Genomic DNA, 15,826 nt, shown 5'->3' on the forward strand with positions numbered 1-15,826 from the left:
GGAGCGGGGCGCGACCCCGCGCGCCCCGCAGACCCTCACCGTTCGAAGGAGAACCATGACTCTCGAGATCCGCCGCATCCAGCCCTTCCCCGATGCCCGCACGGCCGTGGTCACCGGCGCCGGCGCCGAGCGCGGCATCGGCCGGCGCGTGGTGCGCACGCTCCTCGCGCAGGGATGGAGCGTGGTCGCCGCCGACATCGACGGCGAGGCCACCGAGGCGTTCGCCGCCGAGCTCACCGCCGAGCTGCCCGAGGGCGCTGTCCAGAAGGTGCTCGGCGTGGGCGTGGACGTGAGCGACCAGGCCTCGATCGACGCCGCCTTCGCGCGCATCGACGCCGAGATGCCGCAGGTGGTGGCGCTGGTGAACCTCGCCGGCATCCCCAGCCCCCACTCGATCTTCGAGCTCACCCCGGAGATCTGGGACCGCGTGATGGACGTCAACGCCAAGGGCACCCTGTTGATGACCCAGGCCGCGGCGCGGCGCATGATCGACGGCGGCGTGGGCGGCCGGATCGTCAACACCGCCTCGATCACCGCGCTGGACGGCGGCGGCACCTTCTCCAAGACCGGCTATGCCGCCGCGAAGGCCGCGATCCAGGGACTCACCCGCGGCAGTGCCCGTGAGCTGGGTCAGCACGGCATCACCGCCAACGTGATCCTGCCCGGCCCGATCGACACCGACATCATGGGCGGCACCCTCACCGAGGATCGCAAGGCCGGCATGAGCGCCGACATCCCGCTGCAGCGCGTGGGCCAGCCCGAGGAGGTCGCCGGTCTCATCGGATTCCTCGTCGGCGAGGACTCCAGCTTCGTCAGCGGCACCTCGATCAGCGTCGACGGCGGCAAGCACATGCACTGACGCCCACCGCTGGATCGCCCACCACTAGCCAATATCCCATAGGATCAATACCCTCAGTGCTGTATCGCTGTCGCAGGATCGCCGATCCCGCACGGCACAGGCGCCCTCGCCCGCGACGGCGCGCAGCCCGGACGAAGGAGTTCCCCGCATGACCATCTCCACCGTGACCATCGTCGGCGCCGGCTACATGGGCGGCGGCATCGCCCAGGTGCTCGCCATCGCCGGCTTCGACGTCACCATCGCCGACGTCAGCGTCGAGAACGCCAACGCCTCCCTCGAGCGCCTGCAGCGCGAGGCCCGCGAGTTCGAGGAGCAGGGCCTGTACAGCCCCGGCTCCGCCGATCTCGTCGCGAAGAACATCTCCGCCGGCAAGACCCTCGAGGAGGCCGTGGCGGACGTCGACTTCATCGAGGAGGCGGTGTTCGAGCGCGTGGACGTCAAGCGCGACGTGCTCGGCACCATCTCGCAGCACGCCCGCCCGGACGCCATCATCGGCACCAACACCTCCACCATCCCGGTGAAGGAGCTGGTGAGCGCCGTGAAGAACCCCGAGCGGTTCCTCACCGTGCACTTCTCCAACCCGGCACCGTTCATCCCCGGCGTGGAGCTGGTGGCCGGCGAGGCCACCACGCCCGAGACCGTCGAGGCGGTCAAGGCGCTGCTCGCGGCCTCCGGCAACGAGGGCGCCCAGGTGGCCGACACCCCCGGCATGGTGCTCAACCGCCTCCAGTACGTGCTGCTCAAGGAGGCCACCAAGATCGTGGAGGAGGGCGTCGCCACCGCCGAGGACGTCGACACGATCGTCCGCACCACCTTCGGCTTCCGCCTGGGCTTCTTCGGTCCCTTCGCGATCGCCGACCAGGCCGGACTCGACGTGTACGCGAACTGTTTCGTCACCTTCGAGGACGCCTTCGGGGAGCGCCTGGCGACCCCGCAGCTGCTGAAGGACGCCGCCGCCGCGGACCGCAAGGGCGTCAAGAACGGCAAGGGCCTGCTGGGCGACTACGACGAGGCCACCGCGGCCGAGCTCGTCGCCTACCGCAACAAGGCCTACGCCAAGATGTCGCAGCTCCTGGCCGAGCTCGGCCCGGCGCCCACCGCCGCCCCGACGGCCGACTGACCTCCGGGAGCGGCGGCCGGCCCCTGCCGCCCGCCGCTCCCCTCCCACCTCATCCATCCCGCGGGCTCCGCCCGTCGGCCGGGCATCGCCGCCCGGGAACCGAGCCAGCGCTCGGGGCCCGTGCGACACCCCGGGTCCCGAGCGCTCGCGCGTGAGGGAGGCCGACGCGTCCCGCCCCACCGTCACCGGAGACACTCGTGGAAGACCTCGTCCTCGCAGACCGGCCCGTCTGGCTGCTGCTCACGATCGCCGTGGTCGCGATCGCCGTCCTGCTCGTCCTCATCATCAAGGCCCGCCTGCACGCCTTCTTCTCCCTGCTCATCGTCGCCGTCGCCACCGGTCTCGCCGCCGGCATCGGGGTGGGGGACGTGATCGACGTGGTGATCACGGGCTTCAGCTCCACCGTGGGCACCGTGGCGCTGCTGGTCGGCTTCGGCGCCGTGCTGGGCCGACTGGTGGAGGTCACCGGCGGTGCGCAGGTGCTCGCCGACAAGATGCTCGACACCTTCGGCGAGAAGCGCGCGCCGCTCGCCCTCGCCGTCGCCTCGCTGTTCTACGCCTTCCCGATCTTCCTGGACGCCGGCTTCATCGTGATGCTGCCGGTGATCTACACCGTGGCCCGCCGCCTGGGCGGCTCGTTCATGCTCTACGTGCTGCCCTCGATCGCGTCGTTCATGATGATGCACGCCCTGCTGCCCCCGCACCCCGGACCCACCGCCGCCGCCACCGTGATGGGTGCGGACATCGGCCTGGTGGTGCTGGTGGGCCTGCTCATCGGCCTGCCCACCTGGTACTTCGGCGGCTACCTCGTGGCCCGTGCGATCTCCCGCCGCTTCCCGGACACCCCCGTGCCGACCCTGCTGGGCGAGCCCCGCGACGTCCCCGCCGAGGAGCGCCCCTCCTTCGGCGCCATCCTGCTGGTGCTGCTGCTCCCGCTGGTGCTGATCTTCTTCAACACCGCGTTCTCCACCCTCGAGGCGCAGGGCACGGTCACCGCCGACAACGTCGGTTACCAGCTCTCGCGCCTGATCGGCGCCACCCCGGTGGCGCTCGCCCTCTCCGCCCTGCTGGCGATGCTGGTGCTGTACGTGCTCCCGAGGCGCCGTCGCGGCGAGGCGACCGGCGGGCTGCTCGAGGAGCTGGTGGACGACGCCCTCGGGCCCGTCTGCTCGATCATCCTCATCACCGGCGCAGGCGGTGCCTTCGGCCGGGTCCTCACCGAGACGGGGATCGGCGGCGAGGTCGCCGACGGGCTGGACGCGATGGGCCTGCCGCTGATCGTCGCCGCCTACCTGGTGACGATGGCGATGCGCATCGCGCAGGGCTCCGCCACGGTCGCCGCCACCACCGGCGCCTCGATCATGGCGCCGGCCATCATGGCCGGCGACTTCGGGGCCGTGGCCGTGGCCGCCGTGGTGATCGCCATCGGGGCCGCGTCGATCGGCTGGTCGCACGTGAACGACTCCGGGTTCTGGCTCATCGGCAAGTTCTGCGGCTTCGACACCGTCACCACGTTCAAGACCTGGTCCCTGGTGGGCACCACCATCTCGCTGGTGGGCTTCGCCCTCTCCTCGGTCGTGTTCGTCATCGCCGCCTGATCCGGTGGCACAGTGGGGTCGGGGCGTGCGCGCCCCGACCCCACCTCCCGTTCACCGCCCTCACCTCGCGACAGCCCTCGCCACCGCGACGGTCCGCAACGCGACAGCCCTCGCCCGCCCGGAAGGCAGGTCCCCGTGCCCGAGACCCCTCAGCACCGACTCCTCGTGCTCGACGACGACCCCACCGGCTCGCAGTGCGTGGCCGGCGTGGACATCGCCCTGGACACCGATCCGGCGGTCGCCGCCGCGGCGCTCGAGGCGCCCGGCTCCACCTGCTTCGTGCTCACCAACACCCGTGCGCTGGAGGAGCCGCAGGCCGTGGCCCTGAACCGCCGCGTCCTCTCCGGCGTGCTCGCCGACCCCGTGGCCCGGCACGGGCTGCACGTCGTCTCCCGCTCCGATTCCACCTTGCGCGGGCACGTGATCGCCGAACCGGTCGCGCTGTGCGAGGAGCTGGCGGCGCACGGGATCGCGGTGGACGCGATCCTGCTGGTCCCGGCGATGCTCGAGGCGGGCCGCTTCACCGAGGGGGACGTGCACTACGCGGTCGTCGGCGGGGAGGCGCGACGGGTGGAGGAGACCGACTTCGCCCGCGACGCCACCTTCGGGTACCACCACTCCGACCTGCGCGAGTTCCTCGAGGAGCGCTCCGGCGGGGCGGTGCGCGCGAGCGACGTGCTCAGCCTCTCCCTCGAGGACATCCGCACCGGCGGCGTGCCCCGTGTGCGCGAGGTCCTCGCCGGTGCCCGCGAGCGCCGCTGGGTGGTGGTCAACGCCACCGAGTACGCGGACATGGAGACCGTCGCGCAGGCGGTGGCGGAGCTCGAGGCGGAGGGCCGCACGTTCCTCACCCGCTGCGGCCCGTCCTTCGTGCGCCCTCTGGCCGGGCAGCGCGGCGCCCGCGTGGTGGGCCCGGACTCGATCGCCGTCCCCGCCGGCCGTCTCGGCCACGGCCTGGTGGTGGTCGGCTCCCACGTGGGCCTCACCACCACGCAGCTGCGCGCGGTGCAGGCGCGCGGCACCCTCGTCGAGCACGAGCTCCACGTCCCCTCCGTGCTCGACGAGCGCCGCGAGGCCCACCTGGACCAGCTCGCCGCGGCCGTGCGCGAGACCCTGGGCCGCGCCGACTGCGTGCTCTACACCAGCCGCGACCTGGTGCGCACCGACGATCCCGCCGAGTCCCTCGCCATCGCCCGCAGCGTCTCCGACGCCGTGGTCGAGGTGGTGCAGCGGGTACGCGGCGCGAAGCCCGCCTGGGTGGTCGCCAAGGGCGGCATCACCTCCCACGAGGTCGCCGCGGGCGGGCTCGGGATCCGCCGCGCCCAGGTGGAGGGCCAGTTCTGGCCGGGCCAGGTCTCCCTCTTCTCCGCGCAGGAGGCGCCGGAGGAGGTGCTCGGCATGCCGTACGTGGTCTTCCCCGGCAACGTGGGCGGCGAGCAGGCCCTCGCCGACGTGGTCGACACCCTCACCGCGGCCGTCGCCGCCCGCTGATCCGCCCGCCCGACGTAGACCGCCCGCCGCAGCCCGCCCCGCCGCCGCCCGCTCACCCGAGGAGACCCGCCATGACCCCCGCCCCCGCCGTCGCCTGGATCGGACTCGGCGCCATCGGCACCCCGATGGCGCGCGCCGCCGCGCTCGCCGGCCACCCCGTCACCGCCTTCGACCTGAACCCCGCCGCACGCGACGCCGTGGCGGACGTCGCCGTCCCCGCGGCCTCCGCCCGCGAGGCCGTGCGCGGCGCCGACGTGGTGGTGGTGATGGTGGCGACCCCCGCCCAGCTGGAGTCCGTGCTGCACGGCGAGGGCGGCATCGCCTCCGAGCTCACGGCGCAGACCACGCTGCTGGTCATGTCCACGGTGGGCCCTGCCGCGATCGAGCAGACCGTCGCCTCCCTCGAGGGGATCACGGCGCACGTGGTCGACGCCCCGGTCTCCGGCGGCGCCGCCCGTGCCGCGCAGGGAGATCTGCTGGTCATGGTGGGCGGCGCGGAGGAGGACGTCACGACCGTGCGCCCGCTGCTGGACGCGCTCGCCTCGAACGCCCCCGTCGTCGGCCCCCGACCGGGCGACGGCCAGCGCTTCAAGGTCGTCAACCAGCTGCTGTGCGGCGTGCACATCGCCGCCGCCGGGGAGGCGCTCGCGCTCGCCGACGCGATGGGCCTGGACCTGGGCCAGGTGCACGAGGTGCTCGGCACCGGCGCCGCCGCCTCGTTCATGTTCGGCGACCGCGGCCAGCGCATGGTGGACGGCGCCTTCGACGACGTCCGCTCCGCCCTGACCATCTTCGTCAAGGACATGGGCCTGGTCGCCGAGGCCGCGGCGGAGGTGTCCCAGGACGTCCCGCTCGCGGCCTCCGCGCAGGAGGTCTACCAGCGCGGCAGCGCGCTGGGCTGGGACCGCCGGGACGACTCGATCGTCTACAAGGTGCTGCGGGGCGAGACCGACTGACGCGGCCCGTCGGCCGGCGCGCCGCTCACCGGCGGGTGCGCACCCCCACCACGCCGCCGTCGATCGGCAGCAGCACGCCCACGCTGGAACGGTTCCGCGGCGAGGCCAGGTAGCAGTGCGCCTGGGCCACCTCCTCGGCGCTCACCAGGCGGCCGTGGGGCTGGCGCGCCTCGAGGGCGGCCCGCTCGGCCGCCGGATCCTCGGCGGCGTCCAGCAGCTGGCCCACCCACGGCGTGTCGGCCGTGCCGGGCAGCACCGCGTTCACCCGGATCCCCTCGCCCACCAGATCGGCGGCCATCGCGAGGGTCATCGCCTGCACCGCGCCCTTGCTGGCCGAGTACAGCACCCGCTGCGGCAGCCCCACGGCGGAGGCGATCGAGGCGGTGTTCACGATCGCCGCGTGCGCGGAGCGGCGCAGGTGGGGCAGGGCGGCGCTCACCACGCGGGCCACCGCGGTGACGTTCACGTCCAGCACCTGCGCCCACTGCGCGTCGTCGTTCGCGGCGGCATCGCCCTGCGCGCCGATCCCGGCGTTGTTGATGACGATGTCGAGCCCGCCCAGCTGCGCGGCGGCGGCGTCCACCGCCTGCTGCACCGCGTCGCGGTCCGCGACGTCGCAGGCCAGCGCCACGGCGCCCTCGGGCGCGCCCTCGGGATGCAGGTCCAGCACCGCCACCGCGGCTCCGCGCGCCAGGAGCTCCTCGGCGGTGGCCGCGCCGAGGCCGGAGGCGCCGCCGGTCACCAGGGCGCACAGCCCGGCGAACTCGCCGGCGGTCGCGTGGGCATCGGAGGGAGGGGGAGTGGCCATGGGAGCTCCTCGGAGGTGGGATGACATGCTCGCCGAATCATCCTAGCTCTGCGGGGGTGTCGACGTCGCGGATCGCGCAGAAGTGCATTGTTGTTGCAGTTCTCTGGTGTTGCTTGTGGGGAACTCCCGTCCAGACATAGGATGATGTGGTCGACGGGGTCAGGATCGGGCGCCCGTCGGCGCGGATCCCTCGGCCCGGTCGTGAACGGAGTGCTCGTGGAACTGCGACGTCTCGGCCCGGCGGGCCAGGAGCGACCGGCGGTGATCGCCGACGGGGTGACCCACCGGCTCGACCCCCTCACCCGCGACATCGACGGCGACTTCCTCGCCGCGGGCGGGATCGCGCGCACCCGCGCCGCGCTGGACGCCGGCGAGCTGCCCGTCTGGGAGGGCGCCGAGGAGGAGCGCGTCGGCGCCCCGATCGCGCGGCCCCCCGCGGTGCTGTGCATCGGCCAGAACTATGCGGCCCACGCCGCGGAGTCCGGGGCCGCCCCGCCCGAGGTACCGATCCTGTTCCACAAGCACCCCAACACCGTGATCGGCCCGCAGGACGAGGTGGAGATCCCGCCGGGGGCTTCGACGGTGGACTGGGAGGTGGAGCTCGGCGTGGTGATCGGCGCCGAGGCCGCGTACCTCCTCGATGAGCAGGCGGCGCTGGACGTGATCGCCGGCTACGTGACCAGCCACGACCTCTCCGAACGGGACTTCCAGCTGGCCGAGTCCGGCGGGCAGTGGTCCAAGGGCAAGAACGCGCGCGGCTTCAATCCGCTGGGCCCCTCGCTGGTCCCGGCCGACGAGGTGGACCCGCAGGCGCTGCGCCTGTGGTCCAGCGTGAACGGCGAGGCCCGCCAGGACTCCACCACGGCCGACATGATCTTCACCGTCGCCCGGATCGTGCACCACCTCAGCCAGTACATGGTGCTCTCGCCCGGCGACCTCGTGAACACCGGCACCCCGCAGGGCGTGGCGCTCTCCGGCCGCTTCCCGTACCTCGCCGCGGGGGACGTGGTGGAGATCGGCATCGACGGGCTCGGCGCCCAGCGCACCCGGTTCGTGGCGGCCGGGGTGCCGGGGACCCGATGACCACCTTCACCGCCCTCGACGTCCAGGACGTCCGCTTCCCCACCAGCCGGGACCTCTCCGGCTCCGATGCGATGAACCCGGACCCGGACTACTCCGCCGCCTACCTCACCCTGCGCACCGACGCCCCGGACGCCGGCACGGCACTGGTGTTCACCATCGGGCGCGGCAACGACGTGCAGAGCGCCGCGATCCAGGCGCTGGCCCCGCACCTGCTGGGGCGTGACGTCGAGGCGGTGCTGGCGGACCTCGGCGGGCTGTACCGCGAGCTGGTGCACGATTCGCAGCTGCGCTGGCTGGGGCCCGAGAAGGGCGTGATGACCATGGCGATCGGCGCCGTGGTCAACGCCCTGTGGGATCTGCGCGCCCGCCGCGAGGGCCGGCCGCTGTGGCTCACGCTGGCGATGCTGAGCCCCGAGGAGCTGCTGGACCTGGTGGACCTGCGCTACCTCGAGGACGTGCTACCCCGCGAGGAGGCGCTCGAGATCCTCCGCCGCGGCGAGGAGGGCAAGGAGGAGCGGATCGCGGCGCTGCGCGAGAGCGGCGTGCCCGCTTACACCACCACCCCCGGCTGGCTGGGCTACAGCGACGAGAAGCTCGCGCGCTTGCTGCGCGAGGCGCGCGAGGACGGCTTCGAGATGGTGAAGCTCAAGGTGGGTGCCGATCCGGCCGACGACGAGCGCCGCCTGCGCATCGCCCGCGAGGTCATGGGCCCGGACTACCCGATCGCCGTGGATGCGAATCAGCGCTGGGGCACCGCCGAGGCGATCGGCGCGATCCGGGCGCTGGCCCCGCACGATCCGTACTGGATCGAAGAGCCCACCAGCCCCGACGACGTCCTCGCCCACGCCGCGATCCGCGAGGCGGTCTCCCCGGTGCGCATCGCCACCGGCGAGCAGGGCGCCAGCCGGATCCTGTTCAAGCAGCTGCTGCAGGCCGGTGCGATCGACGTGCTGCAGGCCGACGCCACCCGCGTGGCGGGCCTCAACGAGAACCTCGCGATCCTCCTGCTCGCGGCGAAGTTCGACGTGCCCGTGTGCCCGCACGCCGGCGGCGTGGGACTGTGCGAGATGGTCCAGCACCTCGCCTTCGTCGACGCGGTCGCGGTGGCGGGGGAGGATCCCCGGCGTCGGATCGAGTTCGTGGACCACCTCCACGAGCACTTCGAGGTGCCGGTGCGGATCGAGCGCGGCCGTTACATGCCGCCCGAGGCCCCGGGCGGCGGCGCCCGCATGCACGAGACCTCCGTGGCCGAGCACCTGTTCCCCCACGGCCCCGTCTGGCAGGAGATCGCCGCGGCCGACGGGCCCGGTCCGTCCGACGAGCGCGCCGAGGACGACGGGCGCGACGCTGCCGTCCCGGTCCCCGTCCCCGCCGCCGATTGACCGCCCGCCCTGCCGAGAGGACCCCGCATGGAACGGATCGCCCTGCACACCCGCATCGCCGCAGGCCACGAGGAGGACTACGAACGCGAGCATGCCCGCATCCCCGACCAGCTCGACGCCACCCTGCGCGCCGCCGGCGTGCACGGCTGGCGCATCTGGCGCGACGGCCGCGACCTGTTCCACCTGGTCGAGGTGGAGGACTACCAGGCGATGCGTCGCGCCCTCGCGGACGACCCCGCCAACCAGGCCTGGCAGGAGCACATCAACCGCTTCCTCGAGGTGGTCGACGACTACGGCGGCGAGGACTCCGGGATCCGCCCCGTCTGGTCCCTGCCCGACGAGGCGCCGGGGGAGGAGTCGTGAGCGCCGCCGGGGCCCTCGCCCTGCCGCGCCTCGGCTTCGGCGCCGCCCAGCTCGGCAACCTCTACCGCGTCACCACCGACGAGGAGGCCGACGGCGCTGTGCGCGCCGCCTGGGACGCCGGCATCCGCTCCTTCGACACCGCCCCGCACTACGGCCTGGGCACCAGCGAGCGCCGACTGGGGCAGCGCCTCGCCCCGTACCCGCGCGAGGAGTACCTGCTCTCCACGAAGGTGGGACGTCTGCTGCGGCCCGGGCCCGGCACCGGCGACGACACCGCGAACGGGTTCGCCGTCCCCGACCACCACGTGCGCGAGTGGGCCTTCTCCGAGTCCGGGGTGCGGCGCTCGCACGAGCAGTCGCTCGAGCGCCTGGGCCTGGACCGCGTGGACATCCTGTTCGCCCACGACCCCGAGGAGGGGCCGGAGGATCAGGCGATCGCGGAGGGCCTCCCGGCTCTCGCGAGGATGCGGGACGAGGGCCTGGTCCGCGCCGTCGGCGTCGGCTCCAAGGACGCCCGCGTCCTCACCCGCGCGGTCCGCACGGGCCTGATCGACCTGGTGATGCTCTCGGGCCGGTACACCCTGCTCGAGCAGGAGGCCTCCCGAGAGCTGCGCGAAGAGTGCGAGGCGCGCGGCGTCGGCATCATCGCCGTCTCCGTGTTCAACTCGGGCCTGCTCGCCCAGCACGAGGTCCCCGAGGACGCCCCCTACGAGTACGGCCGCGCCCCACAGGCGATGCTCGAGCGTGCCCGGGAGCTCGCCGCGCTCGCCGAACGCCACGGCATCACGCTCCCGGACCTCGCCGTGCAGTACCCGCTGCGCCATCCCGCGGTGCGCTCCGTCGCGCTCGGGATGCGCACCGCTGCACAGGTGCGCTCCAACCTCGAGCGGATGGCGGCGCCCGTGCCGGAGGCGGCGTGGGCGGAGATCGAGCGGCTCGAGCGCGAGGCGCGGGCCGCAGGAAGCTCGGCATGACCCCCGCTCCCGCGCCCGCCCCGGACCCCGCGCCCGCCCCGGACCCCGCGCCCGATCCCGACGCGACCCCCGGCCCGGTCACCGATGCCCACCTGCACCTCTGGGACCTCGAGCGGAGCCCCTACGCCTGGCTCGCCGACGCCCCCGCTGCGCTGCGCCGCACCGTCACGATCGAGGACGTGCGCGAGGAGCTGCGCGCGCTCGGCGTCACCCGCGTCGTCCTCGTCCAGGCGGACGACACCGCCGAGGACACCGCCCACCTGCAGACGACCGCCCGCGCGATCGAGGCCGACGGGTGCCTCGCCCGCGCCGACGTGGTCGGCTGGTTGCCGCTGAGGGACCCAGAGGCGGTGCGCGCCGCGCTCGCTGACCCGGAGCACACCGATCACCTCGTGGGCGTCCGTCACCTCGTGCACGACGACCCCGACCCCGGCTTCCTGGACCGGCCCGAGGTGGCGCACTCCCTGGACCTCCTCGCGGAGGCGGGCCTGCCGCTGGACGTGCCCGACGCCTTCGAGCGTCACATGGCGCAGGTGGTGCGCATCGCCGAGCGGCATCCCACCCTCACCGTCGTCCTCGACCACCTCGGCAAGCCTCCGCTCGGGGACGCTGCGGCGATGCGCCGCTGGGACGAGGAGATCGCCGCGATCGCGACGCACTCGAACGTCGTCGCGAAGCTGTCCGGGCTCTCCACCAGCGGCGACGGCGACTTCGCGGACGCCGTCGAGCGGGCCCGCGCCCTCTTCGGCCCGGACCGGCTGATGATCGGCTCGGACTGGCCGATCGCGCCGCGCGCGCTCGACGTCTCCGCCGGCTTCGCACCGCTGCTCGCGCACCTGCGCACCTGGGACGCGGCCGACGTCGCCGCCGTCACCCACGGGACCGCGGCCCGCGTCTACCGCCGCCTCGGCGAGGCGCGGGCCGCCGGGTGAGCGGGAGGTGAGCGCGTCCTCCGCCTGAGGCCGTGGTGCGGTGCGGGTGCGAACAGTCGGCTCACGAACCAGTGCCGGCCCGGATGCGGTTCGTCAGTGGGCTGTTCGATCGTCCGTGCCGGGTGCCGGGTGCCGGGTGCCGGGTGCCGGGTGCCGGGTGCCGGGTGCCAGGTGGCCGCCGGACCGGGCCCGGTTCACTCCGCCGGCGGCTCCCCCTGCTGCAGCAGCCACGACTCGACCCCCGCCACGTGCGCCGCGGCGTAGATGCGGGCCAGATCGGGGCGGCGTGCCCGCAGCGCGTCGAGGATCCGCCGATGCTCGGCGAGGGTGCGCTCGATCGCGGAGTCGTCGGTGAGGCCGCGCCAGATCCGCGCCCGCGCACTGGAGCCGCCCAGGCTCTCCAGCAGCGTGCTCAGGTAGTTGTTGGGGCAGCGGTCGTTGATCAGGCGGTGGAAGGCGACATCCGCCATGACCAGCTCCTCGATGCCGGAGCTGGCGTCGATGTCCTCCATGATCCGCTCCAGCTGCGCGAAGTCCTCGTCGGTCAGGTGCGGGCAGGCCTGCTCCACGGCGACCGGCTCGAGCAGTCGTCGGATCTCCAGGATCTCCACGTAGCTGGCATCCCGGTGCAGGTCCAGCACGAAGGCGAGGGACTCCAGCAGCTGCTCGGGCTCGAGCGCGGTGACGTAGGTGCCGTCGCCCTGGCGCACGTCCAGCACGCGGATCACCGCCAGCGCCTTCACCGCCTCGCGCAGAGAGTTGCGGGACACCCCGATCCGCTCGGACAGCTCCTTCTCCGGCGGGAGGCGATCCCCGGGCGTCAGCTCGCCGTCCACCACCATCTGCTTGATGGCGGCGATGGCGCGGTCGGTGACTGCGGAGGCCATCTCGTGTGCTCCTTCGTGGTCGATCGGGGGAGTGGGCGGCGCGAGCGGCGCGGCGTCCCGAGATCCGATGTCTCCCCGATGGTCGGCGGCGATCGGGACGAGTCTGCCACGTCGCTCCTCGAGATCTGGGAGGAAAGGTCGCGTCCACGCCACATACTGCCGTTGACACATCCTATGTTTTACGGCAGTCTCACTAGTGCGCAGTAAACGTCCGATGTATGGATGTGCTCACGGCCCTGCTTGAGGATCATCGACGATCCTCGCCCGAGGAGAAGACATGAATGCTTCCACCACGCGAATGCCCTCGCTGTCCCGCCGTTCGTTGCTCGCGGGCGTGGGCGCAGCCGTCCCGCTCGCAGCATTGGCCGGGTGTGGAGGCTCGTCGAGTTCCGGCTCCGACCCCAGCACCACTCTGTACACATGGATCTCGAACGAGAATGACAGGGCGCAGTGGCAGGCGTTCGTCGATGCGGCGAAGGAGGTCGACCCGGAGTTCGAGCTCACACTCGAGGGGCCGAGCTTCGAGGACTACTGGACGAAGGTGAAGACTCGGATGTCCTCGAACGACGCGCCATCCCTGCTCACCACGCAGGCGGCGCGCGCGCAGGAGCTCGATGCGCTGCTGGCTCCGCTCGACGACCTCGCCGAGAGCGCCGGCATCGATCTCGGGCAGTACAACGAGGCGATGATCGGCGGTATGACCGTGGACGGCACTGTGCGGGCGATCCCGTACGACGCCGAACCCATGGTCCTGTTCTACAACAAAGCGCTGTTCACCGACGCGGATCTCGAGTTGCCGGGGTTGTCGTACACGATGGATCAGTTCCTCGACAACGCCAGCGCCTTGACGTCGGGCGATGCATACGGGCTCGCGATCTCCGCCGGACTCGTGCATCTCGGAATGTCGATCGGCTTCGCGAACGGGGGAAGCCCGGTGACCGACGGTGCGCTGTCGCTCACGGATCCGAAGATCGTCGAGGGCCTGCAGTTCAGTTTCGACCTGGTCACCGAGCATGAGGTCGCTGAGGCGCCCGCTGCGGTGGACTCCGAGCCCGCCGCGCAGCAGGCGCTCATGAACGGCGACGTCGCCATGTACGTCGACGGCCCATGGATGTACCAGGCCTACGCCGACGCTCTCGGCGAGGATCTCGGCGTGGCGATCATTCCTTCCGAGTCGGGGGAGGCGAGAGGACTCATCCAGGGATCCGGCTTCGGTATCGCCTCCAACGCGAAGGATCCGGAGGCCGCCTTCGCGTCCGTCATGGCCATCACCACGCCGGAAGTGATCGGATCTGTCGCGAACGCGCGCGGCACATTCCCCTCGATTGCATCGGAAGAGCAGCAGTGGGCGGAGGGAAAGGCCGAGGACAACGTCGCTGCGGTCACGGCGCTCGCCGAGAACGGCGCGCCGTTGATCACCACGCCGACGTGGAACGAGGTGGGATCGCAGTTCTCGCAGTTCGCCACGGACGGCTTCCGGGGGAACCGGAGTGCTGAGGAGATCCTCGGAGAGATCCAGGCGGCGATCGGCTGATGGCGGCGCCAGTCGTCCAAGCGCCGGCCGGAGCGCCGGGCGTCGCGCCGGCACGTGCCGCACTCGGACGAGCCGGCCGGGCGCGCAGCGGATGGACAGTCGTGCCCTATCTCGGCCCGGGGATGCTGGGATTCGCGATCTTCATCGTGGTGCCTCTCGTCGTCTCCCTGGTGATAAGCGTCTTCGACTGGCCGCTGTTCGGCGCCCCTGAGTTCGTGGGCCTCCGGAACTACCAGTACATGCTGGACGGCGATCCGGCGTTCTGGGTCAGTCTCCGCAACACGCTGATCTTCGCAGTGCTCTACACCGCCGTGAACCTCGCCGTCGCACTCGGTCTGAGCTACTGGCTGATGAACCTCGGCGGGCGGTGGGCGGCGTTCTTCCGAGTGCTCTTCTTCATCCCCGTCGTGACGCCGATGATCGGCAATGCCCTCATCTTCCGGCTCATGCTCAACGACGACGGCATCGTGAATCAAGCACTGGCCGTCATCGGCATCGAGGGGCCCCAGTGGCTGAACGTGCCCGGGTGGGCAATGTTCTCCCTGATCATGATGTCCCTCTGGCAGGGGATGGGATACAACATCATCGTCCTCGGTGCCGGCATCGCGGGGATCAACCCGAGCGTGCTGGAGGCGTCGAGGATCGATGGAGCGGGCCCGGTGAGCAGGTTCTTCCGCGTGGTCTTCCCGATGCTGACTCCCACGATCTTCTTCTGCACGATCATGACCGTGATCGGGGCGTTCAAGGTGTTCGCGCAGCCCTATGCGCTCACCGAGGGCGGTCCCGGAAATGCCACCAACACTCTGGTCCTGCACCTGTACCGCAACGGCTTCTCGTTCGACAGGCTCGGATACGCCTCCGCGCTGGCATGGGTCCTGTTCGTCCTCGTCATGCTGATCACCGCCGTCCAGTTCAGCCAGCAGAAGAGGTGGGTCACCTATGACAGCTGAAACGATGACACCTGCAGCGCCCACGATGCGCCATCGCCATCGGGGGCAGGTTCTCTCCCGGGTCCTCATCTGTGTGGTGGGTGCGGTGTTCCTCTTCCCGTTCGTATGGATGGTCGCGACATCGCTCAAGCCTACGAACGAGGTCTTCGCCAGCGGGACGAGCTTCTTCGGGTCACGCATCGAGTGGAGCAACTACTCGGTGGCCTGGACGGCGATCCCCTTCGGACGCATCCTCATCAACAGCTTCCTCGTCGCGTTCGCGGGAGCTCTGCTCACCGTCTCGGTGTCGGTGCTCAGCGCGTATGCCTTCAGCAGGTTCAGATTTCGCGGGCGCGCGGCGTTGTTCGGCGCGTTCCTCGCGACCATGGTGCTCCCGCAGGAAGTGCTGATCATCCCGCTCTATCTCATGATGCAGCGTGCGGGGCTGGTCAACTCGTACCCGGCGCTGATACTCCCCTTCGCGTTCGGCGCCTTCGGCACCTTCCTGATCAGGCAGTTCCTCTTGTCGCTCCCGCCGGACTACGAGGAGGCGGCCACCATCGACGGAGCGAGTCGCCTGCGCACTCTCGTCAGCGTGATCGTTCCGCTGCTGCGAGCCCCGATATCGGTGGTCTTCGTGTTCGCCTTCATCGAGTACTGGGGGAGCTTCCTGTGGCCTCTCATCGTGGTGAACGACGCCTCGATGGCGACCGTGCCGATCGGCCTGCAGATGTTCTCCGGGGAACGAGGAACCGACTGGGGACCGCTCATGGCCGCAGTCACCCTCGTCGTGCTTCCCAGCCTCCTCATCGTCGTGCTGCTGCAGAAGCAGTTGCCGCAAGGCGTCTCCATGGGGGGATTCGGCGGCCGGTGAGTCGCTGAGCCGCCCCTTCGCCCACCCCGTCACCGA

Annotated in this window: 15 protein-coding genes; 13 read left to right on the top strand and 2 right to left on the bottom strand. The window is 71.7% G+C overall.

The genetic code is table 11. The annotated features are described in order from the left end of the window. Window positions 1–55 precede the first annotated feature (55 nt). The 5 genes from DWV08_RS14445 to DWV08_RS14465 all read left to right on the top strand — a co-directional run bounded on the left by DWV08_RS14445 (window position 56) and on the right by DWV08_RS14465 (window position 6,024). On the top strand, window positions 56–859 hold the full coding sequence (locus DWV08_RS14445; protein WP_115414436.1) for an SDR family NAD(P)-dependent oxidoreductase: 804 nt from the start codon (window positions 56–58) through the stop codon (window positions 857–859). A gap of 148 nt (window positions 860–1,007) precedes the next feature. Further along, the gene (locus tag DWV08_RS14450; protein ID WP_115414437.1) at window positions 1,008–1,979 is read left to right on the top strand and encodes a 3-hydroxyacyl-CoA dehydrogenase family protein; all 972 of its coding nucleotides are present in this window, start codon (window positions 1,008–1,010) and stop codon (window positions 1,977–1,979) included. 197 nt (window positions 1,980–2,176) lie between these two features. Then, window positions 2,177–3,577 (top strand): GntP family permease, encoded by a 1,401-nt coding sequence (locus DWV08_RS14455; protein WP_115414438.1) that lies wholly within the window; start codon window positions 2,177–2,179, stop codon window positions 3,575–3,577. 135 nt (window positions 3,578–3,712) lie between these two features. Then, window positions 3,713–5,068 carry a four-carbon acid sugar kinase family protein gene (locus DWV08_RS14460; RefSeq protein WP_115414439.1) on the top strand — a complete coding sequence of 452 codons (1,356 nt, stop codon included), beginning with the start codon at window positions 3,713–3,715 and terminating at the stop codon, window positions 5,066–5,068. A gap of 71 nt (window positions 5,069–5,139) precedes the next feature. Further along, window positions 5,140–6,024: an NAD(P)-dependent oxidoreductase gene (locus DWV08_RS14465; protein ID WP_115414440.1), complete on the top strand. Its 885-nt coding sequence runs from the start codon at window positions 5,140–5,142 to the stop codon at window positions 6,022–6,024. A 25-nt stretch (window positions 6,025–6,049) separates the two neighbouring features. Here DWV08_RS14465 and DWV08_RS14470 read toward each other — a convergent pair whose 3' ends face one another. Next, window positions 6,050–6,832 carry an SDR family NAD(P)-dependent oxidoreductase gene (locus DWV08_RS14470; protein ID WP_115414441.1) on the bottom strand — a complete coding sequence of 261 codons (783 nt, stop codon included), beginning with the start codon at window positions 6,830–6,832 and terminating at the stop codon, window positions 6,050–6,052. A 216-nt stretch (window positions 6,833–7,048) separates the two neighbouring features. Here DWV08_RS14470 and DWV08_RS14475 point away from each other — a divergent pair, with 216 nt between their 5' ends. Genes DWV08_RS14475 through DWV08_RS14495 form a run of 5 tightly spaced genes read left to right on the top strand, consistent with a single transcriptional unit; the run spans window position 7,049 to window position 11,566 of the window. Beyond that, window positions 7,049–7,915 carry a fumarylacetoacetate hydrolase family protein gene (locus tag DWV08_RS14475; protein WP_162801584.1) on the top strand — a complete coding sequence of 289 codons (867 nt, stop codon included), beginning with the start codon at window positions 7,049–7,051 and terminating at the stop codon, window positions 7,913–7,915. After that, window positions 7,912–9,297 carry an enolase C-terminal domain-like protein gene (locus tag DWV08_RS14480; RefSeq protein WP_115414442.1) on the top strand — a complete coding sequence of 462 codons (1,386 nt, stop codon included), beginning with the start codon at window positions 7,912–7,914 and terminating at the stop codon, window positions 9,295–9,297. Before DWV08_RS14475 ends, DWV08_RS14480 begins: the two co-directional genes overlap by 4 nt. Window positions 9,298–9,324: 27 nt before the next feature. Next, on the top strand, window positions 9,325–9,660 hold the full coding sequence (locus DWV08_RS14485; protein WP_115414443.1) for an L-rhamnose mutarotase: 336 nt from the start codon (window positions 9,325–9,327) through the stop codon (window positions 9,658–9,660). Next, window positions 9,657–10,634 (top strand): aldo/keto reductase, encoded by a 978-nt coding sequence (locus tag DWV08_RS14490; RefSeq protein ID WP_115414444.1) that lies wholly within the window; start codon window positions 9,657–9,659, stop codon window positions 10,632–10,634. Before DWV08_RS14485 ends, DWV08_RS14490 begins: the two co-directional genes overlap by 4 nt. Then, the gene (locus DWV08_RS14495) at window positions 10,631–11,566 is read left to right on the top strand and encodes an amidohydrolase family protein (RefSeq protein WP_115414445.1); all 936 of its coding nucleotides are present in this window, start codon (window positions 10,631–10,633) and stop codon (window positions 11,564–11,566) included. Before DWV08_RS14490 ends, DWV08_RS14495 begins: the two co-directional genes overlap by 4 nt. Window positions 11,567–11,760: 194 nt before the next feature. Here DWV08_RS14495 and DWV08_RS14500 read toward each other — a convergent pair whose 3' ends face one another. Then, window positions 11,761–12,453 (bottom strand): FadR/GntR family transcriptional regulator, encoded by a 693-nt coding sequence (locus DWV08_RS14500; RefSeq protein ID WP_115414446.1) that lies wholly within the window; start codon window positions 12,451–12,453, stop codon window positions 11,761–11,763. 277 nt (window positions 12,454–12,730) lie between these two features. On the opposite strand from DWV08_RS14500, the gene DWV08_RS14505 reads away from it, so the two are divergent. From DWV08_RS14505 to DWV08_RS14515, 3 genes are all read left to right on the top strand, one after another. Then, window positions 12,731–13,987 carry an ABC transporter substrate-binding protein gene (locus tag DWV08_RS14505; protein WP_241237326.1) on the top strand — a complete coding sequence of 419 codons (1,257 nt, stop codon included), beginning with the start codon at window positions 12,731–12,733 and terminating at the stop codon, window positions 13,985–13,987. Between the two features lie 101 nt (window positions 13,988–14,088). After that, the gene (locus tag DWV08_RS14510; protein WP_241237327.1) at window positions 14,089–14,937 is read left to right on the top strand and encodes a carbohydrate ABC transporter permease; all 849 of its coding nucleotides are present in this window, start codon (window positions 14,089–14,091) and stop codon (window positions 14,935–14,937) included. Then, window positions 14,927–15,790, top strand: a complete 864-nt coding sequence (locus DWV08_RS14515) for a carbohydrate ABC transporter permease (RefSeq protein WP_206516749.1) — start codon at window positions 14,927–14,929, stop codon at window positions 15,788–15,790. The genes DWV08_RS14510 and DWV08_RS14515 overlap by 11 nt, the downstream gene beginning before the upstream one ends. Window positions 15,791–15,826 lie beyond the last annotated feature (36 nt).

The sequence above is a fragment of the Brachybacterium saurashtrense genome, assembly GCF_003355475.1.
GTDB classification, from domain to species: domain Bacteria; phylum Actinomycetota; class Actinomycetes; order Actinomycetales; family Dermabacteraceae; genus Brachybacterium; species Brachybacterium saurashtrense.